Genomic DNA, 25256 nt, shown 5'->3' with positions numbered 1-25256 from the left:
AAGAGAATCCCATGACTGACACCATCACCATCATCGGCAGCGGCAACATGGCCCGCGGCATTGCAACCCGCGCCGTCGCAGCCGGTCGCGCCGTGCAGATTCTGAGCCGGGATGAGACCACGGCGGCCGCGCTCGCGACAGAGCTCGGTGCATCCGTCACCAGCGCAGCGATCGCCCTGCCGTTCGCCGGCGAGCTGGCTGGCGACATCGTCGTGCTCGCGGTGCCGTACGACGCCGCCCGCGAACTGGTTGTCGGTCTCGGATCGGCCCTCGTCGGCAAGACCGTGATCGACATCAGCAACCCCATCGACTTTGCCACCTTCGACTCCCTCACGGTCGCGCCGGGTACCTCCGCCGCCGAGGAACTCGCCGAGCTCGCCGCCCCCGGCGTGAACATCGTCAAGGCGTTCAACACGACCTTCGCGGGCCCGCTCGCCGCCGGCGCCGTTGATGGCACGCCGCTCGACGTCTTCATCGCCGGCGAGTCGCAGAGCGCCAAGGACGCTGTCGCCTCGTTCGTGACGGATGCTGCCCTGCGCCCCCTCGACGTCGGCCCGCTGCGCCGCGCCCGCGAACTCGAGGGCTTCCAGCTGCTCATCATGACCCTGCAGGTCAACCCGGCCCACGCCTCGTTCAACTGGAACACCGCCGTCAACGTTCTCGTCTAGTTCGCCAGGCGGATGCCGCCTCCCGCCGCCGCTCAGTCTGTGTAGCCGTACTTTCTCGTCACCGTCTCGGTGACTGTCTCGGTGACCGTGACGGTGACGGTGACTGTCCCGGCCTCCGTCTCAGCGACAGTTTCTGCGACAGTTTCTGCGACGGTCGCAGAAGACGTCGTGGACACGGTGGCCGCGGGCGCCGTCGGCGGCACTGAGACGGTTTCGGGCAGCATCCGGCCGAGCAGATCGTCGACTGCGCCGCTGTACTGGGCGACGTCGGGATATCTGCCGTGGGTCGCGATGGCGAACAGGTAGGTCTTCGGCTCGATCTCGCTTGCCCCGCGGTCAATGACATTGGCCGCGTAGCTGTTGACCGGAAAACCGAGAAAATCGGTGCGGCGCCAGAGGCTGATCCAGAACGGAGCCGGCGGCACAGCATCCGCTTGCGGTGGAGTGAGCACCGCTCGCAGGCTGCCGGGGCTCTGCGGTGCCGTCGTGCCCTCATCCTGTTCATCGGCGAGCACCTGACGCAGCCACGGGTCGCCGCCAAACAGGCGCGGCGCCCGGCAGGGTCGGGTGCCGAGCACGTCGGGGCCCAGCAGCTCGGGAAAGAACCGGCCGAAATAGGCACGCAACTGCGTGCCGTAGGTCACCAGTCCGATGCGAGGCGCGGAGTCGGTATCACCGTCGGCAGCGCCAGCGATCGGCTGGTCGGCGGCTGTGCGGGCGACGTGTGCGAAGACCGTCGACACCGCGAGCACGGCCCCGAGGCTGTGCGCCGACAGAATGACGCGGCGCTGCGGTCGCGGTGTTCCCTCGGGTTCGAGCCAGGCCCGCACCCGCGAGTTCAGCTCGGGTACCACGCGGTCGGAATAGCAGGGCGGCCCAAACGGATGCCCCGCCCGCGGCAGAAAACAGATCAGATCCCAGAGCAGGCCCAGCGGCCGCTCCGTCTTGGTCAGCGCGTTGAGTGCGATCAGGCCGACGGCGGTCAGCGCGCTCGCCGACAGGATGCCGATCGCAATGGTCGGTGCGGCGAGCGTGAAGGCGGTGATCCATTCGGGCGGCGCAGTCGAGGCCGTCGCAAGAGCCGACGCCTCGGGGATTCGCAGAACCACGGTCACCGCGAGTCCCACGCCGATGGTCGCCGCCAGAAAACCGAGCAGCGGCTCTCCGCGTTGGGTGAGGGCCGCTAAACGGCGCGCCTTGAGTGCTCGCAGATTGATACGGTCGGTCGAATGTTCGACCGGGGGACCACCAGCCTGACCATAGCCCGGCAGCGGAGCAATCTGCTCGCCGGGGTCCGTGACGTTGCCGTCACGGATGAGCCGAGGCGTACTGAGCCGGAACAGCCGGGTCATCTGCGGCACGAGTGTCGCCGCCGTGAAGACGAGAAAGACCAACAGGATGCCGAGCAGAACGACGCCGAACTCGACGTAGGCCGGTGGCACGATCAGTGGAAAGTCTTCGACGCTGCGCAGTCCCCCCGTCGGGGCGGGTGTGAACGGAATCGCGAGGTAGGCCGCGAAGCCCACCACGACGAGGCTGGCGAGCGTCATCGCGACGCCGAGCGCGAGCAGCATGACCACGCCCGGGCCCATGCCGAGCCAGCCCTGATAGGCGAACCGGGCGCGTCGGGCGGCACGGTTCGGGCCGAGCGGATACACCAGCACCAGTACCAGCTCCACCACCACCAGAGCGGCCGCCGCGACGTAATACGGAACCGCCGCGGGGGCGATGATCTGCTGACCCTCGCTCAGCGTGCGACCCACGACCATGAAACCGAGGGCGATCAGCAGAACCAGGAGCGAGAGTCGCATGGGAACGCCCCGGCGCCAGCCGAGTGCTGCGACACTCAGTCCGAGCAGCACCCCCGCGAGAAGGGTGGGAGCGGCCTCGAGCCCGACGACGCGAACCGGCTGCGCAGCGTCCGCGGCGAGCGGCATCAACGCTGCCGGATCGGCAATGCTGGAGAGACCGGTGGCGAGCAGCAGAACCGCCGAGCCCGCCAGGAGCCAGCCGGCTATGCGGCGTCGCACGAGCACTCGGTCAGGCTCCGTCGTGGAGGCCCGCCCCGTGAGGATGATCACCAGGGCGAGGCCGACCACGGCCAGTCCGAGGCAGACCGATCCGATGGGCGCGGTGACGAGGGCCGCGACCGGATCGAATTGGGGCAGCTGTCGCTGCTCGATGCTCACGTAAACGCGGTCACTCGCCAGCAGCAATGCGAGCAGCAGCAGCACCGCGGCGAGGTGCAGTCGTTCCGTCGTCGCGGCGACGCGGGCCTGCACCCAGAATTCGGCCCGAGCCAGCAGGGGCGTGCCCGACGGCGCATCCCCGGCCGAGGGTTCCGGCGCCGCGTCGGCCGAAGCATCCGGCAGCACCGTCGTATCAGGAAGCACCGTCGCACCCGGCAGCACCGTCGCACCCGGCAGCACCGTCGTGTCAGGAAGTACCGGGGCGACGGGGGTTCCCTCGGCCGACGCGCCACCCGTGAGTGGTTCTGCCAGTCGTGCAATATTGGGCTCGTATTCCACCCGGGCACGGTGCGAGACCGCGTAGAGCAACAGCATGATGCCGAGCGGGATGAGCGTGAGCAGCGCCAGCCGTTGGCCGCGCGACAGGTCCGCGAGCGCGTCGAAGACCGCGGGCAGCTGGCTGCAGACGGATCCGGCCTGCGGATAACACTGCACGCCGATCAGGTCGAGGCTCACGGAGGCGAGGGCCGTCACGTAGATGAGGGTCAGGCCGAGAGCAAACAGCCGCAGGGTCGGTGCTCCGCGACCGCCGTTCCAGCTCGTCGCCGGCTGAGTTCTCGGGATGCGGCGGGTCCAGTAGGCGACGTTGCACAGGCCGAACGGCAGGATCAGTAACCAGCCGATGTGCACGAACAGGGTGCCGATCATCGCCAGCGGACCGCCACCCGAGCGGGCCATGTTGCCCCACGAGTAGGCCTCCCGGCGGGTGCGGCGCTGCGCTGGTGGTGACTTCTCGACCCAAAAGGCACCGAGGTCGTCGCCGGTCGCGCGTTCGACCTGGTCGACCTGTTCGACCCCGAGCATCTCGGCCGGAGTGGTGTTCTTGATGCCGTGGATGCGCAACTCGAGAATTTCGGGTGCCGGGCCCTGCGGTTCTGAGGGCTGAGCTGCGGAGGGCTGAGCTGCAGAGGGAACTGACGCGTTCATGAGAACCACCTGTCGACGGCCTGCGGATGCGCTGAGAATACTCCCGGCGTTGGGGACCGTCTAGGGTGGGTGGCGCGATCAGCCGGCGGTGGACATCCGCTTCGCTGCGGCCAGCAGACCGGCGCGGCGGGTGCGCGCGCGGGCGATGAGCAGCACGACACCGCGCCAGCCGAGCAGAAACACGCCGAGCACGATCGTCGTCACGATCATGAACGAGAGCTGCACACCCTGGCCATTCGCGACCCGCAGCACAAGGCCCAGCACGACCGTGGCCGCCCAGACGCCGAGGCCGGTCCAGACAATGCTGAGCGGCGCCCGCCAGGCGCGGGTCATCAGCCAGCCGCCGAGGAGGGCGACGAGAAAAGGCCAGAGGGTGACGAGGGTGCCGAGCAGTCCTTCGCTGTGGCTCGCCCGCCCGATCAGTACGAACGCGGTCACGAGCACCGCGTCGGTCAGCAGGGCGAGCGCGGGCAGACGAGGTGTGGTCATAGCGCTCACCCTACGCCGCGTCACCCTATGCGCCGCCCAGCAGCCCGCCGATGAGGTAGGTCACGGCGAGGGCGAGCAGTCCGCCGATCACGATGCGGGCGATCGCGCGTGGTTTCGGACTGTTGCCGAGGTAGGCGCTGAGCCAGCCGGTGATCACGAGAGCGACCAGCACGGCCACGAACGTCGCCGGAACGCGCCATTCGGCCGGCGGCAGCAGCACCGCGAGCAGCGGCAGGGCCGCACCGACGGTGAAGGCGATCGCGGACGCGTACGCAGCCGTCCAGGGGTTCGAGACGTCTTCCGCGGTGATGTGCAGCTCCACCTCGAGGTGCGCGGCGAGGGCGTCATGGTCGGTGAGCTCGATCGCGACCTGCCGTGCGGTCTCGGGGGTCAGCCCCTTCTGTTCGTAGAAACCGGCCAGCTCGGCGAGCTCTTCTTCCGGCTCGTTTTCGAGTTCCCAGGTCTCCTTGGCGATCAGGGCACGCTCGGAGTCGCGCTGGCTGCTCACCGACACGTATTCGCCGAGGGCCATTGAGATCGCGCCGGCGAGCAGGGCGGCCACGCCGGCGATCAAGATGACGGATGCGTCGGTCGTTGCCGCCGCCACGCCCACCACGAGCGCGGCCACCGACACGATGCCGTCGTTGGCGCCGAGCACCCCGGCGCGCAGCCAGTTCAACCGGGAGGCCAGGCCCGCAGCATGGGGTTCGACGGACTGCGTTTCAGTGGCGTCGTCTACAGAATTCATAAACCTAGATAAGCACTTGTGCCCGTCGGATTCCAGCAAGGTGTGGCTAGCCTGCACCGGTGACCCAACACGCCACCGTGACCCGATAGAGTCTCTAAGGGTCGGTATGTCTTGATGTCGAGCTACTTTACGGCAATGGCTGCCCACCATCACCCCCAAAAGCAGCGTGAGCGCTCAGATGCGGATTGGAAGAGCAGCGTGGATCTTTACGAATACCAAGCCAGAGACCTCTTTGAGGAGTACGGCGTTCCCGTACTACCGGGCATTATCGCGGACACCCCCGAAGAGGTGCGTGCCGCGGCCGAGAAGCTCGGCGGCGTTGTCGTCGTCAAGGCGCAGGTCAAGGTTGGCGGCCGCGGCAAGGCCGGCGGCGTCAAGGTAGCCAAGACTCCGGACGACGCCGAGGCCGCAGGCCGCGACATCCTGGGCCTCGACATCAAGGGCCACACCGTGCACCGCGTCATGGTCGCCGGCGGAGCCCGCATCAAGCAGGAGTTCTACTTCTCCGTGCTGCTGGACCGGTCGAACCGGTCCTACCTCTCGCTCGCGAGCTACGAGGGCGGCGTGGAGATCGAAGTACTCGCCGTTGAGAAGCCCGAAGCGCTGGCCTACACGGCCGTCGACCCCTCGGTCGGCATCGACCTCGCCGTTGCGAAGCAGATCGCCATCGACGCGAAGTTCCCCGCCGAGCTCGTTGACAAGGTCGCTCCGGTCTTCGTCAAGCTCTACGACGTGTTCAAGGGTGAAGACGCGACGCTCGTCGAGGTCAACCCCCTCGTTCTGACCGAAGAGGGCGACATCATCGCCCTCGACGGCAAGGTCACGATCGACGAGAACGCCGACTTCCGTCACCCGAAGCACGCGCTTCTCGAAGACGCTGCCGCCGCCGACCCGCTCGAGGCCAAGGCCAAGGCCGCCGGACTCAACTACGTCAAGCTCGACGGTGAGGTCGGCATCATCGGAAACGGCGCGGGGCTCGTCATGTCGACCCTCGACGTCGTCGCCTACGCCGGCGAAGACTTCGGCGGCGTGAAGCCGGCCAACTTCCTCGACATCGGGGGCGGAGCATCCGCCGCCGTCATGGCAGCCGGACTCGACGTCATTCTGGGCGACCCCCAGGTCAAGAGCGTCTTCGTCAACGTCTTCGGTGGCATCACCGCGTGTGACGCCGTTGCCTCCGGCATCGTCGGAGCGCTCGAGACCCTCGGCACGGCCGCGAACAAGCCGCTCGTCGTGCGCCTCGACGGCAACAACGTCGAGGAAGGCCGCCGCATTCTGGCCGAGGCCAACCACCCGCTCGTCACTCTGGCCGCCAGCATGGACGAGGGCGCCGCCAAGGCCGCCGAACTCGCCAACGCGGCCCGCTGATCGAGCCTGTCGAGATCAAGGACTAGGAACAAAATATGTCTATTTTCCTCAACAAGGACTCCAAGGTCATCGTTCAGGGCATCACCGGAGGTGAGGGCACCAAGCACACCGCCCTCATGCTGAAGGCCGGCACCCAGGTCGTCGGTGGCGTCAACGCCCGCAAGGCCGGCACCTCCGTCACGCACGGCGACGTGGAACTCCCCGTCTTCGGCACGGTCAAAGAGGCCGTCGAGAAGACCGGCGCCGACGTCTCCATCGTCTTCGTTCCGCCGGTGTTCACCAAGGACGCCGTCATCGAAGCGATCGACGCCGAGATTCCGCTGCTCGTCATCATCACCGAGGGTGTGCCGGTTCAGGACTCCGCCGAGTTCTGGGCGTACGCCAAGGCCAAGGGCAACAAGACCCGTATCATCGGCCCGAACTGCCCCGGCATCATCACGCCCGGTGAAGCGCTCGTCGGCATCACGCCGGCGAACATCACCGGCAAGGGCCCGGTCGGCCTCGTTTCCAAGTCGGGCACGCTCACGTACCAGATGATGTACGAACTGCGCGACCTCGGCTTCTCGACCGCGATCGGTATCGGTGGCGACCCCATCATCGGCACCACGCACATCGACGCCCTCGAGGCCTTCGAGAACGACCCGGAGACCCTCGCGATCGTCATGATCGGTGAAATCGGCGGCGACGCCGAGGAGAAGGCCGCCGAGTACATCAAGGCGCACGTCACGAAGCCGGTCATCGGCTACGTGGCCGGCTTCACCGCCCCCGAAGGCAAGACCATGGGCCACGCCGGCGCCATCGTCTCCGACGGAGCCGGAACCGCCCAGGGCAAGAAGGAGGCCCTCGAGGCCGCCGGAGTCAAGGTCGGCAAGACGCCGAGCGAGGCAGCCACCCTGCTGCGCGCGGCCCTGGCCGAGCTCGAAGTGGCCGTCTAGCCACCAGCCGCACCACGCACAACCCGCAGGGCCCGCCATTTGGCGGGCCCTGCTCGCGTTTCGGGCGCCGTGAGCGGATGCGCCGCGCGCCTTTCCCCTCGCGGCACTCGCCCGGCGAGCGGGCACGTGTTGCAAGGAGTGCCCGCTTGCGGTGTGAGTGCCGCGACGGGTCCGTCTCCGGGCGGATGAGTGCCCGCTTGCGCAACGAGTGCCGCGACGGGTCCGTCTCCCGCCGGAAGAGTGCCTGCTTGTGGGGTGAGTGCCCGCGTGCGGGAAGAGTGCCGCAAGAAGTGCCGCGACTGTGCCCGACCCTCGCGGCACTCGCCCGGCGAGCGGGCACGTGTTGCAAGGAGTGCCCGCTCGCTGGGGGAGTGCCCCGACCGCCCGGCTACGGCGTCACGGTGCTCTGTCGGGCGAGATGCCGTGTCCTTAGAGCGGATGCGTCGCCTAGGGCGGGTAGGCTCAAGCCGGATGAATCGCATAACGACAGCCCTGCTAGCAGCTCTCGAGGCGCTCCTTGTCGTCGCTATCGGCATCGGGATCGCGCTCGTGCCGCTGACCGTGCTCTGGGCCGCGCACTTCGGCCTCGCCGTGGAGTGGTTCGTCTTCTGGCGTGCCGCCGTCGACATCTGGCTGATCGGCAACGGCGTCGACCTGCTCGTGCAGCTCGACCCCGAAATTGCCCTGGCCTTCGCTTTCGCCGGTGCCGACACCCCGTTTCTGCTGACCCTCGCGCCGCTCGGGTTCGCTCTCACGGCGGTGCTTCTGGGCGTGCGCACCGGCCGCCGTGCGGCCGAGACGCCGCATCGCTGGGTGGGGGTGGCGGCATCCGTTCTGAGCTATGCACTGTTTGCCAGCCTCGCGACCGTGTCGGCGCAGACGGCCATGGTCAGCCCGATTCTGTGGCAGGGATTCGTGCTGCCGCCGCTGATCTACGCCGCGGGCGTGCTGCTCGGCTCCGAACTCGGTGCCCGCGAGGGCCGCGGACTGCCCGGCGCGACCGGAATCGTGCAACTCGACCCGGTCGCCCGCAGCATTCGTGAACGTTACCTCGCCCTGCCCCAGACGGCCCGCACCGTCGTGATCGCGGTTCTGCGCGGCGGCACAGCGACGACAGCGGGCATCATGGGCGTCGCGGCAATCGCCGTCGCCGTGCTCGTGGGGCTCAACTACACGACCATCATCGGGCTCTACGAAGCCGTGCAGGCAGGGGTACTCGGCGGCGCCACGCTCACGCTCATGCAGCTCGCGCTCATTCCCAACTTCGTCACCTGGGCCGCCGCCTGGTTCGTCGGCCCCGGTGTCGCCGTGGGCGTGGGCAGCAGCGTCTCGCCCGCCGGTACCGTGCTCGGGCCGATTCCCGGCCTGCCGATTCTCGGCGCTCTGCCGCAGGGCACCCTCGAGTGGGGCTTTCTGGGACTGCTCGTGCCCATTCTCATCGGCTTCGTCGCCGCCGTCATCTCGCGGCAGCGGATGCGCCAGCCCGGCATCCCCGACCCCGGTCGCCTCGCGCAGGTGCTCGCCGGGGTCGGTATCGGGCTGCTCGCCGGCCTGCTGCTCGGCCTGCTCGCCTGGTGGTCGGGCGGCGCGATCGGACCGGGACGCCTGACCGAGGTCGGCCCGAACCCACTGCTCGTGGGCGCCCTCGCCGCCGCAGAGGTCGGTGTGGCCGCCGTGCTCGGCATGCTCGTCGGCGGTCACGTCGTGCTGCCGCAGCGCCGGGCCCGACCGGCCACACGCCCCCGCACGACCGCCTCGGGCACGCAGGCCGCGGCATCCGCTGCCCGGCGACGGTGGCCGCGCCTGGGGCGGCGCCGCTCCCAGGCTGGCGGCGCGCAGAGTGCCGACGTTAAGCCGGCACGGACCGGGCAGGCCAAACCCAAGCCGAAACCGAAGCCCGTGCGGGCACCCAAGGCCGCCGCCACCGGCACTCGCCGGGAGCGCCTCAGCCGCTTTCTGCGCGCCGAGGAAGACGACGACACCGGCCCCGACTCCGGCCCCGGCACCGACCGATCGGGCCCGCCGCCCGCGAAACGGTAAGCTCGAGTGGTGCTGTCACTGCTCGTACTGATCTCCGGCGGGGGATCCAACCTCCGCTCCCTGCTTGAGGCGTCGGAAGACGCCGAGTATCCGGCCCGGGTGGTGGCCATCGGCGCGGACCGCGACGCCGACGGTCTGGGCCTCGGCGAGGAGTTCGGCATCCCGACCTTCGCCGTGAATTACGGGTCCTACCCCGATCGTGCCGCCTGGGGCGATGCCCTGCTCGAGCAGATCCGTATCTGGCAGCCCGACCTCGTCATTCTCAGCGGACTCATGCGATTGCTGCCGCCCCGCGTGGTCGCGGCCCTGTCGCCCAACCTGATCAACACGCATCCGGCGTACCTGCCCGAATTTCCCGGTGCCCATGGGGTGCGTGATGCCCTCGCTGCCGGGGCCACCCAGACCGGCGCGAGCATCATCGTCGTCGATGGCGGAGTCGATGCCGGCCCGATCATCGCCCAGGAACGCGTCGCGATCGAGGCGGGGGACAGCGAAGCCGCCCTGCACGAGCGCATCAAACTTGTCGAACGGCGGCTGCTCGTGCAGGCCGTGCTCGACATCGCCAACGGCCACGTCAATCTCAAGGAGCATTCCCCCGCATGAGCGCACCCACCCTGGCGCAGAGCCTCTACCGCGACCGTGATTCGATCAAAATCGAACGCGCCCTCATCTCCGTCAGCGACAAGACCGGCCTGCTCGAACTCGCCGCGGTGCTCGCCGCCTCCGGCGTCGAGATCGTCTCCACCGGATCCACGGCCGCTGCGATTCGCGCCGCCGGACACGCGGTGACGGATGTCGCCACGGTCACCGGATTCCCGGAGTCCCTCGACGGCCGCGTGAAGACGCTACACCCGAGCGTGCACGCCGGCATCCTCGCCGACCTGCGCCTCGAGGCGCACGAGAACCAGCTCGCCGACCTGAGCATTGCGCCGTTCCAGCTCGTCGTGGTCAACCTGTACCCCTTCGTCGAAACCGTCGAGAGCGGCGCGGCCGACGCCGAGGTCATCGAGCAGATTGACATCGGCGGCCCCGCCCTCGTGCGCGCCTCGGCCAAGAACCACGCCAACGTCGCGATCGTCGTCGACCCCGAGAACTACGGCGAGCTCGTCGCCGCGGTCGAAGCCGGCGGCACGACGCTGCGCCTGCGCCAGAAGTTCGCCTCACTCGCCTTCGAGCACACCGCCGACTATGACTTCGCCGTCTCCGAGTGGTTCACCGCCAACGTCTACGACCAGTGGGCCGAAGATGACGACGCCGTTGACGCTCTGGCCGCCGACGCCGAGGGCGCCGCGGCGCTGGCCAACTCGCTCGGAGCAGACGACAGCGCCATCGGCGACGACCCCACCGTGGCCGGCTCGGTCTTCGACGCCCCCTTCGACGAGACCCTCGACAACTCCGACGACCCCGAGTCGCCGTTTCCCGACACCCTCGTGATCGAGGCCAGCCGCAACGCCGTGCTGCGCTACGGCGAGAACTCGCACCAGGCCGCCGCGCTCTACGTCGGTGAAGGCGGGCGTGGCATCGCCCAGGCCGTGCAGCTGCACGGCAAGGAGATGTCCTACAACAACTACGTCGACGGTGACGCCGCCGTGCGCGCCGCCTTCGATTTCAGCGAACCGGCCGTCGCGATCGTCAAGCACGCCAACCCGTGCGGCATTGCCGTCGCCAACCCCAAGGCACCGGATGCCATCGCGAGCGCCCACAAGCGCGCCCACGACTGCGACCCGGTCTCGGCCTTCGGCGGAGTCATCGCCGCCAACCGCCCGGTGACGCTCGGCATGGCCGAGACGATCAGCCAGATCTTCACCGAGGTGCTGATCGCCCCCGGGTTCGAGCCGGCCGCGGTCGAACTGCTGACCAAGAAGAAGAACATCCGCTTGCTCGAGCTTCCCGAGGACTACGCCCGTTCCTCGCTCGAACTGCGTCAGATCTCCGGCGGCCTGCTCGTGCAGCAGACCGACAGCTTCGAGGAGTTCTCCTCTGACCAGTGGCAGCTCGTCGCCGGCCCCGAGGTCGACGCCGCCACCCGCGCCGACCTCGAGTTTGCGTGGAAGTCGTGCCGTTCCGTGAAGTCGAACGCCATTCTGCTGGCCCGTAACGGAGCATCCGTCGGCGTCGGAATGGGCCAGGTCAACCGGGTCGACAGCTGCCACCTCGCGGTCAGCCGCGCCGGCGACCGTGCCGAGGGCAGCGTCGCCGCCTCCGACGCGTTCTTCCCCTTCGCCGATGGCCTGCAGGTGCTGCTCGAGGCCGGCGTCACCGCGGTCGTGCAGCCGGGCGGTTCGGTGCGCGACCCCGAGGTCATCGCCGCGGCCACCGCGGCCGGCGTCTCGATGTACTTCACCGGAGAGCGTCACTTCTTCCACTAGGCGCTCTCGACGCGAGGGATGAGTCGGGTCGGCACCGGGGGACTCCTGAGTCCTGAGGGGCTAGCCCGACTCACTCGTCGTCGGCGGACGTCCGCCTGAACTTGCGATCCAGTGCTCGGAGCTGGTTTGCCGCCTCGCGCCGGTCGGCGTCCCCGGCGATAAAGGGATCGGCGTCGACCGCAGCGAGAATCGCACCCCGGTCGGCCGGGCTGAGGTCGCGCCAGCAGAGTCTGGCCAGAACAAGCGCGTGGTACTGCTCGTTGCCGGTCTGGGACCTGCTCACCGCCGTGAAGATCGACGTGCCGTCGGCCAGGTCCGGATTGCCCTGCATGAGGCCGAGCGCCAGCGTACGCACAATCGGCGGTCCCTCGCGAAACAGCAGGCGCACCTCGGTCGCCGAGAATTTTTCCCGATTGGCCAGCGCGACGGCCTGGGCGACCAGCGAGTCCTGCAGAACAACCTTCGCGTTGAGATGCCGCGGATCGGTGAGTACCGTGCGAACGAAGGCGTATGACTCCACCGCGGCGGCCAGATCGCTGTGATCCAGCAGGAGCGCGGTTTTCGGGGCCCCCAACTCGGCCACCGTGACGCTGAGCCTGAGCTCAACCCCGGTCGTGCCCACCGTCAGGTTTTCGAGGCGATCGATGAGAAACGGACTCACCATCAGGAGCGCTCCGGTGATCACCAGGACCACCGGATTGGTGGCATCCGTGAAAAAGGCCGCTTGAATGACCCCGATCGCGAGCAGGACCAGACCGGTGACGCCGACCCCGATGAGTGCCCATCGTCTCACCACGACGCTACCGCTTCCCTTCCATGGGCCACCGGGTCGTCAGGGTGGTGGCCGGAGATCATGTTGCGCGTGTATTTGGTGAGCTCGGCTTCGGCCGCAGACGGGAGCCTTCCCGAGGGCAGTTTCAGTGCTGAGAAGATTCGTTCACCTTCGGGGCTGCCCAGTTTCTGCAGATCCTCGACGGCCCAGCGGCTGGGAGCAGCGACGAGGGTGGAGAGAAGCGCCGGAACCAGTTCCAGGTAACTCGCATGGGCGTGCGGATGATCGGCGTCACACTCCAGGAGAATTCGGTGGTCGCACAGACGCAGGGGGCGAGCGTACGGAGTCACGCCGTAGAGCGACAGGTTGGCCGGGGCCTCGGCCTGCAGATAGTCGCCGTAGCGTTCGCGCAGGTCGAGGAAGGGCTGACGCAGCACGCCGAGCCACGGTTGAGCCAGATGTTCGTCTCCCACCGGAGACGTGTTCTCATGCAGAAAGTCCGCGAGGTCGTCCACTTCCGGCCAGATGCGGCAGGACAACAGGATCAGGTACCACCGCACCAACTCGGCGACGTGCCGTCGGTGCAGATCATCCGGTACGCCTTCGGCCGGTTCGCGGGCGACTCCGGCTTCCCAGTCGATCGTGACGGCCTGAGCATAGGCCCGCACCAGGGCCAGCACGCCCTTCTGCGCCGTGGCATTGGCCAGATCCTTGGGCAGAAACTCGGCCGACGCCGCGCTGGTCCATGGTGACCACGGTTCGTTGTCCAGATCGAGCACTTGAACTGAGCGCTCCAGAAAGCGTGCACCCGGCCATTGCGTCGGTGGGCCGGCGGGGTGAGGCCCTGCCGCCTGGGCCACGCCATCGTCGCCCAGGCCGCTCGCCAGATAGGCGCGGCGGGCGAGTTCCTGCAGCTGCGGCAGGCTGCCAAACGGGATTTCCCGACCGTCTTCGTCGAAGAAGCCGGTCTGAAAGCCAACGCGGGTCGCCCGCAAAGCGGTGCTGATGCGGCCGACGGCCTCGGGTTCAAGGTCGGGCACGGTCATGAAGACCGTACTGGAGGCATCGTCGAGCCCGTCGGGTGATCGCTGGGACGCAAACAGCGCGCCATCGCGCACAGCCCACGCGTCGATGAACCAGCTCTGGCTCACATCCACTGGTATCCCCTCCCATACATCGTCACGACCCGGTGCTTGACCCTCTGGTCGTCCATCAGCTCGGCCAGACGCGACCGACGGCGAACCCATTCGCCCTCCTCGGACGCCACGTGCAGGCCTGCCCGGCGGCGTTCCAGAATGTCGATCTCGGTGGCGGCATCATCGGGTGATTCGCGTATCTCTTCGAGATCTTCGGGGCCGAACTTCTGGCGCAGGTGGACCTCGACAAACTCCTGGTCGCGCAGAACCAGGCTAGAAATCATTCCGGCGGTCACGAGCCTGCTGTCGTGGCGCATTTCGGGCAAGACCTTGAGCATCACCATCTCGATCCGGTCGGTCTGCCATTTTCCGGTGAGTACCGAGATGTTCTCGGAATTCATCGGAGCGCCCAGCAGAGGGGGCAGCAGGATGTCGTAGGAGTCGCGGTCGAAGAGTTGGGTGTCGGGTTCGACCAGCTCGGGTGACAGCACCAGGCAATAGGCACCGTAGTAGCGCACACCAGAACCGCCCACGGCCAGAGCACCAAAATAGGTGTCGGAGCCGAGCGACAGTTTGTCATCGACCGTTTCGCGAGCCTCGGAAACCGTCCGTGCGCGACCGCCGATGACGGGAGCCTCGTAGAGGTTTCGGTAGGCACCCGCGCGCAGCATGGACTCCAGCGCCGCCGGGGTGATGTTGATGACGACTCGGAGCCCGGTTTCGCTGTGAGTGAGCAGTTTTCGTACCAGCTCAGCGTTGCCGCCCGAGAACCCTCGCGACACGTTGTGATGCTGCCAAGCCTGCACCCGTTCGTCCCACGTCGAATCGTCGAAGTAGATGGGGTCGAAGTTCTCCGGAAAAGTCATTCCTGCCTCCGCCTTATTCCGGCATCATATTCCCGACTCGGCCGACTGGATAGTTGGGGATCCCGGCCAGACCGCGGGCACCGCGTGCCTGCCAACTAGGGTGGTGCCGTGACGATCCTCGATTTCTTCGTTCCGCCCATCGTGTTCGCCGTGCTCGCCGCGGTCGTGCTCGCGGTCGCCGTGACGGCGGTCATGTCGCTCACCTTTCGCCTGATCGGGCGGCGTAAGGCCTGGGCGCGCGCGCTGCTGCGGCTCGCGCGCATCCCGTTTCGCATCACGGTGCTCGTCGGCCTGCTTTGGCTCGCCGACACCCTGTATCTCGTGACCGATCCGGCGCTGGCCCAGCCCGTTGACTTCGTCTTTCGCACCCTGTTCACCGGCTCGGCGACCTGGCTGCTCTGCGCGCTGCTGTATTTTCTCGAGGAGATCGCCGCCACCCGGTACCGCATCGACGTGCGCGACAACCGGGTCGCCCGCCGGGTGCGCACTCAGCTGCGCATGCTGCGGCGCATCGGCGTGGTCATTCTCATCATCTGCGCGATCGGCGCGATTCTGCTCAGCGTGCCGGGCGCGGCGACCGCCGGCGCCAGCCTGTTCGCCTCGGCCGGGCTGCTGAGCGTGGTTGCGGGGCTGGCCGCGCAGTCCACCCTCGCGAACGTCTTCGCCGGAATGCAGCTCGCCTTCAACAACGCGCTGAGGGTCGACGACGTCGTGATCGTTGAAACCGAGTGGGGCAAGATCGAGGAGATCACCCTCACCTACGTCGTCGTTCATATCTGGGACGACCGCCGCATGGTGCTGCCGTCGACCTATTTCACGACCAACCCGTTTCAGAACTGGACCCGTCACACGAGCGAACTGCTCGGCGCGGTCGAATTCGACCTGGACTGGCGCGTCGACCCCGTCGGCATGCGCGAAGAACTGAACCGCATCGTCGCGGCGACCGGGCTCTGGGACGAGCGCGTGGTGGTGCTGCAGGTGACGGATGCCGTGGGCGGCTTCGTGCGCGTGCGGGTGCTGGTCTCCGCTCACGACGCTCCCACCCTGTTCGACCTGCGCTGCCTCGTGCGGGAGAACCTGATCACGTGGCTGAACGCCGAGAACCCGGAAGCGATCCCGGTCGGCCGCATGGAACTGCGGCAGGAGCGGCCGCCGGAGGTGCCCGCGAAACGGGAGCGGCGGCATCCGGTCACCGAACCCGTCGGCCTGTTCTCCGGTGACGACAAGGCCAAACAGCGCGCCGCCCAGTTCACGGAGTCGATCCCGGTGCAGGAGCGAAGTGCGGTGGGCAACGATCCTGGTGCCGATTCGGGCTTGGAACCGGGCGCTGGGCGCTCACGCGGTTAGTCTGTTCGGGTGGCGCAATACCCCGCGCCCATTCGACGTCGGCCCACCCGGCCGGCAGACCCCAGTCCGGAGAATCCCATGAATCTTACGCAACCTGCACCGTCGCTCGATGCGCTCGCCGCGATCCCGTTCACGCACGAAAAGGTGCTGATCACGACCGGCGCCCGCTCCGGCCTCATGATCACCGTCGCGGTGCACTCCACCCGCCTCGGACAGGCCCTCGGCGGCGCCCGTGTCTGGCAGTACGCCACCTGGACCGATGCCGTCGCCGACGCGCTGCGCCTCTCCGCCGCCATGACCCTCAAGAACGCGGCTGCCGGCCTGAACCTCGGTGGCGGCAAGTCCGTCGTCTACCTGCCACTCGGCACGGTGCTGAGCGATGACGAGAAGCGCGACGCCATGCTCGACCTCGGTGACGCCGTCGAGAGCGTGAACGGTGCCTACATGACCGCCGAAGACGTGGGAACGAGCGCCGAGCTGATGGCCATCGTCGCCGAGCGCACCGCACACGTCTGCGGCCTGCCGACGGCAACCGGCGGCGTCGGCGAACCGGCCGATGCGACCGCTGCCGGAGTGTACGCGAGCATCCTCGCCACGCTCGAGGCCCTGTTCGGCAGCCGCGAGGTCACCGGACGCCACCTCGTGATCTCGGGCCTCGGTCAGGTCGGCGGCCGCCTCGCGCGCGCCCTCGCCGCCGCCGGCGCGACCCTGACCGTGACGGACATCAACCCCGACAAGCGCGAACTCGCCGACGAGCTCGGCGCCGACTGGGTGCCGGTCGCCGGCGCGCACCGCATCCAGGCCGACCTGTTCGTGCCGTGCGGCCTGGGCGGGGTGCTCGACGCGACCGTCATCGGCGAACTCAACGTGCTCGGCGTCTGCGGCGCCGCGAACAACCAGCTCGCCGAGGTCGCGGGAGCCGCCGAACTCGACGCCCGCGGCATTCTCTGGGCACCGGACTTCGTCGTGAACGCCGGCGGCGTGGTGTTCCTCGCGATGGCGAGCGAGCCCGACGCCGACGCGGCCGCGATCGCGACCCGGGTCGCCGCCATCGGCGACGTGCTCGGGCAGATCTTCACGGATGCCCACACCGAGGGCATCACGACGCTCGCCGCCGCCGAACGCCTGGCCGCGGCCCGCCTCGACGCCGCAGCCTAGCCCGCAGGCCCGGCCCGCTGCATCCGCTCGCCCGCTGCTGTTGCTCGGGTGCTGCGCGGGTGCTGCGCGGTGCCTATGCCGCGTTCTCGCGCCGCGCGGTACCTGCGCCGTTGCGCTGCAGGCACGCCTACCGCGTAGCGGCGGTTCTACCGCGTAGCTCGGCCGCCCCCGTCGCGGGAGGCTCCTGAGGGTGCGCTGCGCGGTAGCTGCGCCGCTGCGCGGTACTTCCGCCGCTGCGCGGTGCCTGCGCCAGGGTGTGCGGTGAGCGGATGCCGCGTTCTCGCGCCGCGCGGTACCTGCGCCGTTGCGCTGCAGGCACGCCTACCGCGTAGCGGCGGTTCTACCGCGTAGCTCGGCCGCCCCCGTCGCGGGAGGCTCCTGAGGGTGCGCTGCGCGGTAGCTGCGCCGCTGCGCGGTACTTCCGCCGCTGCGCGGTGCCTGCGCCAGGGTGTGCGGTGAGCGGATGCCGCGTTCTCGCGCCGCGCGGTACCTGCGCCGTTGCGCTGCAGGCACGCCTACCGCGTAGCGGCGGTTCTACCGCGTAGCTCGGCCGCCCCCGTCGCGGGAGGCTCCTGAGGGTGCGCTGCGCGGTAGCTGCGCCGCTGCGCGGTACTTCCGCCGCTGCGCGGTGCCTGCGCCAAGGCTTGTTGGCGTTCGGTGCCTCGGCACGCCGTGGATCCACAGCGCCGAGATATCGGGGACCGGCGACAACCGGGCATGCACCCGGGGGATTTGCGGTCTAGCCCCGTTCGGCCATAGTCTGAAAGGCTGCCTGACCGGGCCGCACAACGCCGTCGTTCAGGACACACCATGCCCAGCACTCGGCGGAATACGTTCCGCACCCTGCTTCGTCTCTATCCCTATGCCCGCCCGGCACTGCCACGGCTCGCGCTCGGCGCACTCGCCGCCCTGCTCGCCGGGCTCGTGGCCCTCGCCATCCCGCAGGTTCTCGCGGGCCTCGTCGACGGCCCGCTCAGTTCAATAAACACCGGCAACAACGACCCGAGCGAGATCTGGCCGGCCGTCTGGATCGTGCTCGGCCTCGGCATCCTCGAGGCCATCATGATCGCCCTGCGCCGCTGGTTCGTGCTGACCCCGGGCACCCACATCGAGGCGCGCATGCGCAACGGGCTCTACGCTCGCCTGCAGGACCTGCCCGTCACGTTCCACGACCGCTGGCCGAGCGGCCAGCTGCTCAGCCGCGCCGTGAGCGACCTGAACCTGATTCGCCGCTGGGTGTCGTTCGGGCTCGTGCTGCTCGTCGTGAACTTCGTCACCATCATCGTCGGTGTCGTGATTCTGTTCTCGATGAACTGGCTGCTCGGCCTCATCTTCATCGTCTGCTCGATTCCGATCTGGATCTACGGTTATGTCTTCGAAGAGAAGTACTCCGTGATCGCGCGGCGCAGCCAGGACCAGGCCGGCGACCTCGCGACGGCCGTCGAGGAGTCGGTGCACGGCATCCGCGTGCTGAAAGCCTTCGGTCGTGGCTCCTTCGCGCTGAAGAACTTCGCCACCCAGGCCGAAGACCTGCGAGGCACCGAGATCGAGAAGGCCCGCGCGATCGCCGGGATCTGGCTCTGGCTGCTGCTGGTACCCGACGTGGCGTTCGCGATCTGCCTCATTGTCGGCGTCTGGCTGACCGCGCAGGGTGACCTCAGCGTGGGTGAACTGGCCGCCTTCTTCGCGACCGCGACCGTGCTGCGGTTTCCGGTGGAGTCCATCGGATTCTTGCTGTCGATGACGTTCGACGCGCGCACCGCGACAGACCGATTCTTCGACATCTTGGACACCCCGAACGAGATCGTCGACCCCGAGAACGCGGTGACCCTGAGCCAGCCGCGCGGCCGCCTCGCGTTCGAGAACGTGCACTTTCGCTATGCGGACTCACCCGAGCGCTTTCCCGACCTGCTCGACGGCATCGACCTCGTGCTCGAACCGGGCGAGACCATGGCCCTCGTGGGCCTGACCGGTTCCGGTAAGAGCACCCTCACCGCCCTCACGACTCGCCTCTACGACGTCACCGGCGGCGCCGTCACCCTCGACGGTGTCGACGTGCGCAGCCTCGGCCGAGAAGAACTGCGCAGCCACCTCGCGATGGCCTTCGAAGACGCCACCCTGTTCTCGGCCTCCGTGCGCGACAATGTGCTGCTCGGCCGCACCGAATACGGTGACGCGAGCGGCATCAGCGAACCCAGCGAGGCAGCGGATGCCGCACTCGCTTCCGCGCTGACCATCGCCCAGGCGGGCTTCGTGCACGACCTTCCCGATGGCGTCGACACCCTGGTCGGTGAGGAGGGCATGAGTCTCTCAGGCGGGCAGCGCCAGCGCATCGCGTTGGCGCGCGCGGTGGCAGCCCAACCCGCAGTGCTGATTCTCGACGACCCGCTGAGCGCGCTCGACGTGAACACCGAATCGCTGGTCGAGGCGGCGCTGCGCGAGGTGCTCGTGTCCACCACGACCCTCATTGTGGCGCACCGACCCAGTACGGTGATGCTCGCCGACCGGGTCGCGCTGCTCGAAAACGGCCGCATCACCGCGGTCGGAACCCACTCCGAGCTGCTGGCCAGCAACGAGCACTACAGCTTCGTCATCTCGAGCCTCGAAGACGAAGTCAAACGCGAGGCCCAACGAGCGGAGGAGGCGCTGTGAGCGTCACCGGAGTAGCCGGCGAGGAACGCCACGATTTCACCAAGGCCGAGAGCCGCCAGATTCGTGCGCGCTCGCTGCGCCTGCTCGGATCCCTGCTGCGCCCGGTGCGTGGGCAGGTCATCCTCGCGATGCTCGTCGTGGTCGTCTCGACTGCCGCCCAGGTCGCCGGCCCGGCGCTCATCGCGCTGGGCATCGACCGCGGGCTGCCCGCACTGCTGAACAACGACTGGGTTCCGCTCGGCGCGGCCGGCGCGGTCTACCTCGTCACCGGTGTCTGTGGTGCGCTTTTGATCGCCTGGTACACCGTGCTCGCCGCGCGGGTCAGCCAGAGCGTGCTCATCGACCTGCGCAAACGGGTGTTTCTACACACCCAGAAGCTCAGCCTCGAGTTTCACGAGTCCTACACCTCCGGGCGCATCATCTCCCGGCAGACCAGCGATCTTGACGCCATCCGTGAGCTGCTCGACTCGGGCATCAATCAGCTCGTGCAGGGCGTGCTCTACATGCTCTTCACCGCGATCGCGCTCTTTCTCGTTGACGGCACGAGCGGGCTCGTGCTGTTCGGCGCGCTGATTCCGCTCGCCGTGCTCACACGCTGGTTCCAGGTGCGCTCGCAGACCCTGTTCCGGCAGTCGCGGGTCGCCTCGGCGAGCCTGATCGTGCACTTCGTCGAGACGATGACCGGCATCCGCGCCGTGAAGGCGTTCCGCAAGGAGAAACGCAACGAGAAGCAGTTCGGGGGCCTCGTCGAGAGCTACCGCGACGTGAACGCCCGGGTGATCCAGCTGTTCGGTGTCTTCGACCCTGGTCTCGTGCTGATCGGCAACGTCACCGTCGCCGCTGTGCTTCTCGTCGGCGGCTTCCGCGTGGTCGAGGGCGACCTGTTGATCGGTGCCCTGCTCGCGACGCTGCTCTACACACGCCGCTTCTTCGACCCGGTCGAAGAGATGGCGATGTTCTACAACTCCTACCAGTCGGCCGCGGCCGCGCTCGAGAAGATCTCCGGTGTGCTCGAAGAGCGCCCGGGCGTGCCCGACCCGACCACCCCCGTCGACCTGTGGAAGGCGAAGGGCACGGTGTCCTTCGAGAACGTGCAGTTCGCCTACAAGACCGATCGAGTGGTGCTGCCGCACTTCGACCTCGAGATTCCCTCGGGGCAGACCATCGCTCTGGTGGGGTCGACGGGCGCCGGTAAGTCCACGCTCGCCAAGCTCATGAGCCGTTTCTACGACCCGAGCGAGGGCTGCGTGCTGCTCGATGGCGTCGACCTGCGCGACCTGCACCCCAAAGACCTGCGCCGGGCGATCGTCATGGTCACCCAGGAGGCGTACCTGTTCAGCGGCAGCGTCGCAGAGAACATCGCGATCGGCAAACCGGATGCCTCGCGCGACGAAATCAGGGCGGCCGCGCGTGCCGTGGGCGCCGACGGTTTCATCTCGCAGCTGCCGGGCGGCTACGACACCGACGTGAACAAACGCGGCGGGCGGGTCTCGGCCGGGCAGCGCCAACTGATCTCGTTCGCGCGAGCCTTTCTCGCCGACCCTGCCGTGCTCATCCTCGACGAGGCCACCTCGTCGCTCGATATTCCCAGCGAACGGCTCGTGCAAGAGGCGCTGCAGACGCTGTTGAGCGACCGCACCGCGGTGATCATCGCGCACCGGCTGTCGACGGTCGCGATCGCCGATCGGGTGCTCGTCATGGAACACGGCAAGATCGTCGAAGACGGCACCCCGAACGAGCTCATCGCCGGTACCGGGCGGTTCGCGCAGCTGCACGCCGCCTGGCGGGACTCCCTGGTCTAGGCCGCTCGAATCCCGGCGGGTGCGTCGCGGCACTCGTTGCGCGAGCCGGCACTCGTTCGAACGAGTGCCGCGAGAGCCTGAGGAGTGCCGCGAGAGCTGAAGGAGTGCCGCGAGAGCTCAGGAGTGCCGCGAGTCGGTCAGGACCGGTCGGGGGACCAACGGGCGGCGGCGTAGTCGACGCGGAAGCCGGCATCCGTCGTCGCATCGACGAGAGGAGTGCCCTCGGCGCCGTAGTGTGCGCGGGCCCGCCCGTCGAGGCCGGGCGGCGGATGTCCGCCGTGCCGCACCACGCGCCACCACGGCACGCTGCCGCCGCTGTGAGCGAGGATCTGGCCGACCGTGCGTGCCGCACGGCTGCCCAGTACCGCGGCGATGTCGCCGTAGGTCATCACTCGCCCGGGCGGGATCGACTCGACGATCGCGAGCACGTGCTCGGCGAAGGCCTCGCCGCGCGGCGGCTCGGTGACGTCCGAAGACCCGGCCATGGGCATCCGCTCTCGAAACGGTTAGAGCTGCAGGGCGCCGATGGTTTCGCCGTACTGGGTCTCGCCCACGTCGACAAAGCCGATGCGGTGGAAGAAGGCGCCGGGGCCGTCTTCTCCGGGCTCCCAGATGACGTTGATGTGGTCGAAGCCACGGGCGCGGGCCTCTTCGGCGAGGGCGTCGGAGGCGAACTTGCCCACTCCCTGGCCCTGCAGGCCGGCATCCACGTTGATGCGCCAGATGCAGGCCCGAAACTCTTCGTGCTCGGATTCGGGGTCGAAATTGCCGTGAATGAATCCGGCGACCTGGCCGTCGAGCAGCACGACACGCTGCCACGCGGTTGCGGGATTAATGACGGATGCGGCCACTGAGTAGGAGACGGGCGCCACGAACGCTTCCTGTCCCGGTTTCAGGCTCAGGTTGTTGGCGGCAACGATGTTACGTGCGGACAGTTCTTCCAGTCTCAGCTCACCCATGTGTTCAGGCTACTGCGCGCTCGGGGTCGCCGGTACCCGATCGGAGCGCTTCCGGGGGTCGGAACCACCCCGAAAGGGGGAATGTATCTCGATGTCAAGATAGTTCTTACTCTCTAGTAGGCTTGCAGATGGCCATAGTGGGCCGTCGAACCCCGGAGGAGAAGCCATTGTCGAAGATTAAGGTTGAAGGAACGGTCGTTGAACTTGACGGCGACGAGATGACGCGCATCATTTGGCATGCCATCAAGGACACGCTCATCCACCCCTACCTCGACATTGACCTCGAGTATTACGACCTCTCGATCCAGAAGCGCGACGAGACCAACGACCAGATCACCATCGATGCGGCTCACGCCATCGAGAAGCACGGGGTCGGCGTCAAGTGCGCAACCATCACCCCCGACGAGGCCCGCGTCGAAGAATTCGGCCTCAAGAAGATGTGGCTCTCGCCCAACGGCACGATCCGCAACATTCTCGGCGGCACCATCTTCCGCGAACCGATCGTCATCAGCAACATCCCGCGCCTCGTGCCCGGCTGGAACAAGCCGATCATCATCAGCCGCCACGCCTACGGCGACCAGTACAAGGCCACCAACTTCCGTTTTCAGGGCAAGGGCACGCTCAGCATGACCTTCACCCCGGAAGACGGCAGCAAGGCGTCGACCTTCGAGGTCTTCAACGCGCCCGGCGACGGCGTCGCAATGGGCATGTACAACCTCGACTCGTCGATCACCGACTTCGCGCGCGCCACCCTGGCCTACGGCCTCGAGCGCAACGTTCCGGTGTACCTGTCGACCAAGAACACCATCCTGAAGGCCTATGACGGTCGTTTTAAGGACATCTTCCAGGACATCTTCGACACCGAGTTCAAGGCCGGCTACGAAGCGGCCGGCCTCACCTATGAGCACCGCCTGATCGACGACATGGTCGCGTCGGCCATGAAGTGGGAGGGTGGCTACCTGTGGGCCTGCAAGAACTACGACGGTGACGTGCAGTCCGATACCGTCGCGCAGGGCTTCGGCTCGCTCGGCCTGATGACGAGCGTGCTCTCCACGCCCGACGGCAAGATCGTCGAGGCAGAGGCCGCCCACGGCACCGTGACGCGTCACTACCGCCAGCACCAGCTCGGCAAGCCCACCTCGACGAACCCGATCGCGTCGATCTACGCCTGGACCCGGGGCCTCTCCCACCGCGCCAAGCTCGACAACAACCCGGCCCTGGCCGAGTTCGCGCTGACCCTCGAAGATGTCGTCATCAAGACCGTCGAGAGCGGCAAGATGACCAAGGACCTCGCGCTGCTGGTCGGCCCGCAGCAGGCGTACCAGACGACCGAGGAGTTCCTCGCCTCGCTCGCCGAGAACCTGCAGGCGCGCCTGGGTAAGTAGCCACACCACCTGCATCTGCATCTGCTCTGCACCTGCTCTGCACCTGCTCGCGAAAGCGGGTGAACCGTCAGTTAGGCACTCGCTAACCGACGCTTCACCCGCTTTCGCGGATTAACGCGCCAGGGGGGAGTGAAGTGGGGCAGGGGGCATCCGCGACGCTTCGCGTGGTGACGGGTACCCTCGTCGGAGCGTGAGCGCAGCGATGGTCGGGTGTGGGTGCCGCGCGTGCGCGTCCCGGTTGCAGCGCTGAAGACCCGGCGGGACTACTCTGTGCGCATGCTGCACGATGCGTGAGTCTCACCCGAAGGAGTCGTCATGGACGTGTCGATCAACTGGCTCGCGGTGCTGATCGCAGCGCTGTCCAACTTTTCTATCGGCGCGCTCTGGTATTCGACGCTGTTCGCCAAGTCGTGGCAGCGCGAGGCCGGAGTCACCGACGAACAACTGCAAACCGGCGCCTTCCGCATCTTCGGGGCGGCATTCGCGCTCGCGTTCGTGATGGCGGCGAGCCTCGCGGCATTCATCGGGGACGGTGGCCTCGGGTTTGGCGTCTTCGCCGGAATTACGACCGGCACCACGTTCGTGGCGGCGGCCTTCGGGGTGAACTACCTCTTCGAGCGGCGCAGCCTCACGCTGTTTTACATCAATGGCTCGTACTCCCTCGTGTCGTTCACGGTGATGGGCACGATCATCGGCCTGCTGCAGTAAAATCGCGCGGCGTGTTCTCGGCCGCCCCGTGGTGTGTTTCTTGACTCCTGGTCGTGTCGTCTTGCGCACACGAAGACCGGTGTCGGCAGGCACGATATCCGATGGCGAGAAGCGGCCACCAACCGGTTTTTCGGCGGCCTCAATGACTGGCAGTGGGCAGTCGCCGCCGTCTCGGTTTTCGTGAGCGATGCAGCAACGCGCGGTCGTGCCGCGGCGCTGGCCGCCGGGGTACCGGCTGCCGAGGTGCCGGTTGTGGGGTGTGGGGTGTGGGGTGTGGGGTGTGGGGTGCGGGGTGCCAGGTGCGACGTGTCGAGTGCAGAGCATGGGTGTGGAGTGTCGGTGGGTGGTGAGAGGCTCGGGTTGAAAAGATGCGTTTCAGACTCCGAGTGCGGGAGCTTCTGCAGCACGCTCAGCCAGCCGAACAGGCCGCTACTCGGGGTGTCGATAAATACCAGACTCAGAAAAAGTTCTTGAGTTTCTCTGGTATTTTTGTCCATTCAGGAGTAAAATGAGTATATGTCACAGACACTCCCGTCGGACACAGATGCCGACCACGATCCGGTTTCACGCCTCGCTCAAATCAACGAACTCCTCGCCAACGCTCTCGAGGGACTCGTCTTCCCGCTGGTCGCCGATGATGAATCGCTCGCACTTCTCGATGGTCTTGAACAGATCGGC

Annotated in this window: 20 protein-coding genes; 12 read left to right on the top strand and 8 right to left on the bottom strand. The window is 67.6% G+C overall.

Annotated elements, in window-relative coordinates:
* Positions 1-11: 11 nt before the first annotated feature.
* Complete coding sequence (locus E3T55_RS11720; RefSeq protein WP_134519757.1) at positions 12-668, top strand: NADPH-dependent F420 reductase; 657 nt, start codon at positions 12-14, stop codon at positions 666-668.
* Between the two features lie 32 nt (positions 669-700).
* On the opposite strand, the gene E3T55_RS11715 is transcribed toward E3T55_RS11720, so the two are convergent.
* The 3 genes from E3T55_RS11715 to E3T55_RS11705 all read right to left on the bottom strand — a co-directional run bounded on the left by E3T55_RS11715 (position 701) and on the right by E3T55_RS11705 (position 5081).
* The gene (locus tag E3T55_RS11715) at positions 701-3844 is read right to left on the bottom strand and encodes a hypothetical protein (RefSeq protein WP_134519756.1); all 3144 of its coding nucleotides are present in this window, start codon (positions 3842-3844) and stop codon (positions 701-703) included.
* A 78-nt stretch (positions 3845-3922) separates the two neighbouring features.
* Complete coding sequence (locus E3T55_RS11710; protein WP_134519755.1) at positions 3923-4333, bottom strand: DUF3054 domain-containing protein; 411 nt, start codon at positions 4331-4333, stop codon at positions 3923-3925.
* A 25-nt stretch (positions 4334-4358) separates the two neighbouring features.
* On the bottom strand, positions 4359-5081 hold the full coding sequence (locus tag E3T55_RS11705; RefSeq protein WP_134519754.1) for a VIT1/CCC1 transporter family protein: 723 nt from the start codon (positions 5079-5081) through the stop codon (positions 4359-4361).
* Between the two features lie 198 nt (positions 5082-5279).
* On the opposite strand from E3T55_RS11705, the gene sucC reads away from it, so the two are divergent.
* The 5 genes from sucC to purH all read left to right on the top strand — a co-directional run bounded on the left by sucC (position 5280) and on the right by purH (position 11793).
* On the top strand, positions 5280-6449 hold the full coding sequence (sucC, locus tag E3T55_RS11700; protein ID WP_134519753.1) for an ADP-forming succinate--CoA ligase subunit beta: 1170 nt from the start codon (positions 5280-5282) through the stop codon (positions 6447-6449).
* Positions 6450-6484: 35 nt separating this feature from the next.
* A complete protein-coding gene (gene sucD / locus E3T55_RS11695) occupies positions 6485-7384 on the top strand; it encodes a succinate--CoA ligase subunit alpha (protein ID WP_134519752.1) in 900 nt (299 codons plus the stop codon).
* A gap of 471 nt (positions 7385-7855) precedes the next feature.
* On the top strand, positions 7856-9424 hold the full coding sequence (locus tag E3T55_RS11690) for a cell division protein PerM (RefSeq protein ID WP_174775464.1): 1569 nt from the start codon (positions 7856-7858) through the stop codon (positions 9422-9424).
* A gap of 9 nt (positions 9425-9433) precedes the next feature.
* Complete coding sequence (purN, locus tag E3T55_RS11685; protein ID WP_134519751.1) at positions 9434-10027, top strand: phosphoribosylglycinamide formyltransferase; 594 nt, start codon at positions 9434-9436, stop codon at positions 10025-10027.
* A complete protein-coding gene (gene purH / locus E3T55_RS11680; RefSeq protein WP_134519750.1) occupies positions 10024-11793 on the top strand; it encodes a bifunctional phosphoribosylaminoimidazolecarboxamide formyltransferase/IMP cyclohydrolase in 1770 nt (589 codons plus the stop codon). Before purN ends, purH begins: the two co-directional genes overlap by 4 nt.
* A 70-nt stretch (positions 11794-11863) precedes the next feature.
* Here purH and E3T55_RS11675 read toward each other — a convergent pair whose 3' ends face one another.
* From E3T55_RS11675 to E3T55_RS11665, 3 genes are all read right to left on the bottom strand, one after another.
* A complete protein-coding gene (locus tag E3T55_RS11675; RefSeq protein WP_134519749.1) occupies positions 11864-12478 on the bottom strand; it encodes a hypothetical protein in 615 nt (204 codons plus the stop codon).
* Between the two features lie 104 nt (positions 12479-12582).
* Positions 12583-13722, bottom strand: coding sequence for a hypothetical protein (locus E3T55_RS11670; protein WP_134519748.1), 1140 nt, complete (start codon positions 13720-13722; stop codon positions 12583-12585).
* Entirely contained in the window at positions 13713-14567 is an 855-nt protein-coding gene (locus tag E3T55_RS11665) for a hypothetical protein (protein WP_134519747.1), read from the bottom strand. Before E3T55_RS11665 ends, E3T55_RS11670 begins: the two co-directional genes overlap by 10 nt.
* A gap of 108 nt (positions 14568-14675) precedes the next feature.
* Here E3T55_RS11665 and E3T55_RS11660 point away from each other — a divergent pair, with 108 nt between their 5' ends.
* From E3T55_RS11660 to E3T55_RS11645, 4 genes are all read left to right on the top strand, one after another.
* Positions 14676-15914 (top strand): mechanosensitive ion channel family protein, encoded by a 1239-nt coding sequence (locus E3T55_RS11660; protein WP_241993022.1) that lies wholly within the window; start codon positions 14676-14678, stop codon positions 15912-15914.
* Between the two features lie 78 nt (positions 15915-15992).
* Positions 15993-17072, top strand: a complete 1080-nt coding sequence (locus E3T55_RS11655) for a Glu/Leu/Phe/Val dehydrogenase dimerization domain-containing protein (RefSeq protein WP_134519746.1) — start codon at positions 15993-15995, stop codon at positions 17070-17072.
* Positions 17073-17882: 810 nt separating this feature from the next.
* Positions 17883-19724, top strand: a complete 1842-nt coding sequence (locus E3T55_RS11650) for an ABC transporter ATP-binding protein (protein WP_134519745.1) — start codon at positions 17883-17885, stop codon at positions 19722-19724.
* Positions 19721-21526 (top strand): ABC transporter ATP-binding protein, encoded by a 1806-nt coding sequence (locus tag E3T55_RS11645; protein ID WP_134519744.1) that lies wholly within the window; start codon positions 19721-19723, stop codon positions 21524-21526. The genes E3T55_RS11650 and E3T55_RS11645 overlap by 4 nt, the downstream gene beginning before the upstream one ends.
* A 137-nt stretch (positions 21527-21663) precedes the next feature.
* On the opposite strand, the gene E3T55_RS11640 is transcribed toward E3T55_RS11645, so the two are convergent.
* Together E3T55_RS11640 and E3T55_RS11635 are read right to left on the bottom strand one after the other, a co-directional pair.
* Entirely contained in the window at positions 21664-22011 is a 348-nt protein-coding gene (locus tag E3T55_RS11640; protein ID WP_134519743.1) for an MGMT family protein, read from the bottom strand.
* A gap of 21 nt (positions 22012-22032) precedes the next feature.
* Complete coding sequence (locus E3T55_RS11635; RefSeq protein ID WP_134519742.1) at positions 22033-22485, bottom strand: GNAT family N-acetyltransferase; 453 nt, start codon at positions 22483-22485, stop codon at positions 22033-22035.
* Positions 22486-22652: 167 nt separating this feature from the next.
* On the opposite strand from E3T55_RS11635, the gene E3T55_RS11630 reads away from it, so the two are divergent.
* Positions 22653-23870: an NADP-dependent isocitrate dehydrogenase gene (locus E3T55_RS11630; protein ID WP_134519741.1), complete on the top strand. Its 1218-nt coding sequence runs from the start codon at positions 22653-22655 to the stop codon at positions 23868-23870.
* Between the two features lie 315 nt (positions 23871-24185).
* Complete coding sequence (locus tag E3T55_RS11625) at positions 24186-24578, top strand: DUF1761 domain-containing protein (protein WP_134519740.1); 393 nt, start codon at positions 24186-24188, stop codon at positions 24576-24578.
* The last annotated feature ends 678 nt before the right edge of the window (positions 24579-25256 follow it).

The organism is Cryobacterium frigoriphilum (assembly GCF_004403305.1).
In the GTDB taxonomy this organism is placed as follows: Bacteria; Actinomycetota; Actinomycetes; order Actinomycetales; family Microbacteriaceae; genus Cryobacterium; species Cryobacterium frigoriphilum.
The sequence above is the reverse complement of the archived record's forward strand: the minus strand, read 5'-3'. Positions and strand labels throughout refer to the sequence as shown.

Coding starts and splice junctions, on each gene's coding strand:
- E3T55_RS11625 (WP_134519740.1), top strand. CDS start 24,186: ATGGACGTGTCGATCAACTGGCTCGCGGTGCTGATCGCAGCGCTGTCC.
- E3T55_RS11650 (WP_134519745.1), top strand. CDS start 17,883: ATGCCCAGCACTCGGCGGAATACGTTCCGCACCCTGCTTCGTCTCTAT.
- E3T55_RS11655 (WP_134519746.1), top strand. CDS start 15,993: ATGAATCTTACGCAACCTGCACCGTCGCTCGATGCGCTCGCCGCGATC.
- E3T55_RS11705 (WP_134519754.1), bottom strand. CDS start 5,081: ATGAATTCTGTAGACGACGCCACTGAAACGCAGTCCGTCGAACCCCAT.
- purH (WP_134519750.1), top strand. CDS start 10,024: ATGAGCGCACCCACCCTGGCGCAGAGCCTCTACCGCGACCGTGATTCG.
- E3T55_RS11665 (WP_134519747.1), bottom strand. CDS start 14,567: ATGACTTTTCCGGAGAACTTCGACCCCATCTACTTCGACGATTCGACG.
- E3T55_RS11640 (WP_134519743.1), bottom strand. CDS start 22,011: ATGGCCGGGTCTTCGGACGTCACCGAGCCGCCGCGCGGCGAGGCCTTC.
- E3T55_RS11710 (WP_134519755.1), bottom strand. CDS start 4,333: ATGACCACACCTCGTCTGCCCGCGCTCGCCCTGCTGACCGACGCGGTG.
- E3T55_RS11690 (WP_174775464.1), top strand. CDS start 7,856: ATGAATCGCATAACGACAGCCCTGCTAGCAGCTCTCGAGGCGCTCCTT.
- E3T55_RS11635 (WP_134519742.1), bottom strand. CDS start 22,485: ATGGGTGAGCTGAGACTGGAAGAACTGTCCGCACGTAACATCGTTGCC.
- sucD (WP_134519752.1), top strand. CDS start 6,485: ATGTCTATTTTCCTCAACAAGGACTCCAAGGTCATCGTTCAGGGCATC.
- E3T55_RS11715 (WP_134519756.1), bottom strand. CDS start 3,844: ATGAACGCGTCAGTTCCCTCTGCAGCTCAGCCCTCCGCAGCTCAGCCC.
- E3T55_RS11720 (WP_134519757.1), top strand. CDS start 12: ATGACTGACACCATCACCATCATCGGCAGCGGCAACATGGCCCGCGGC.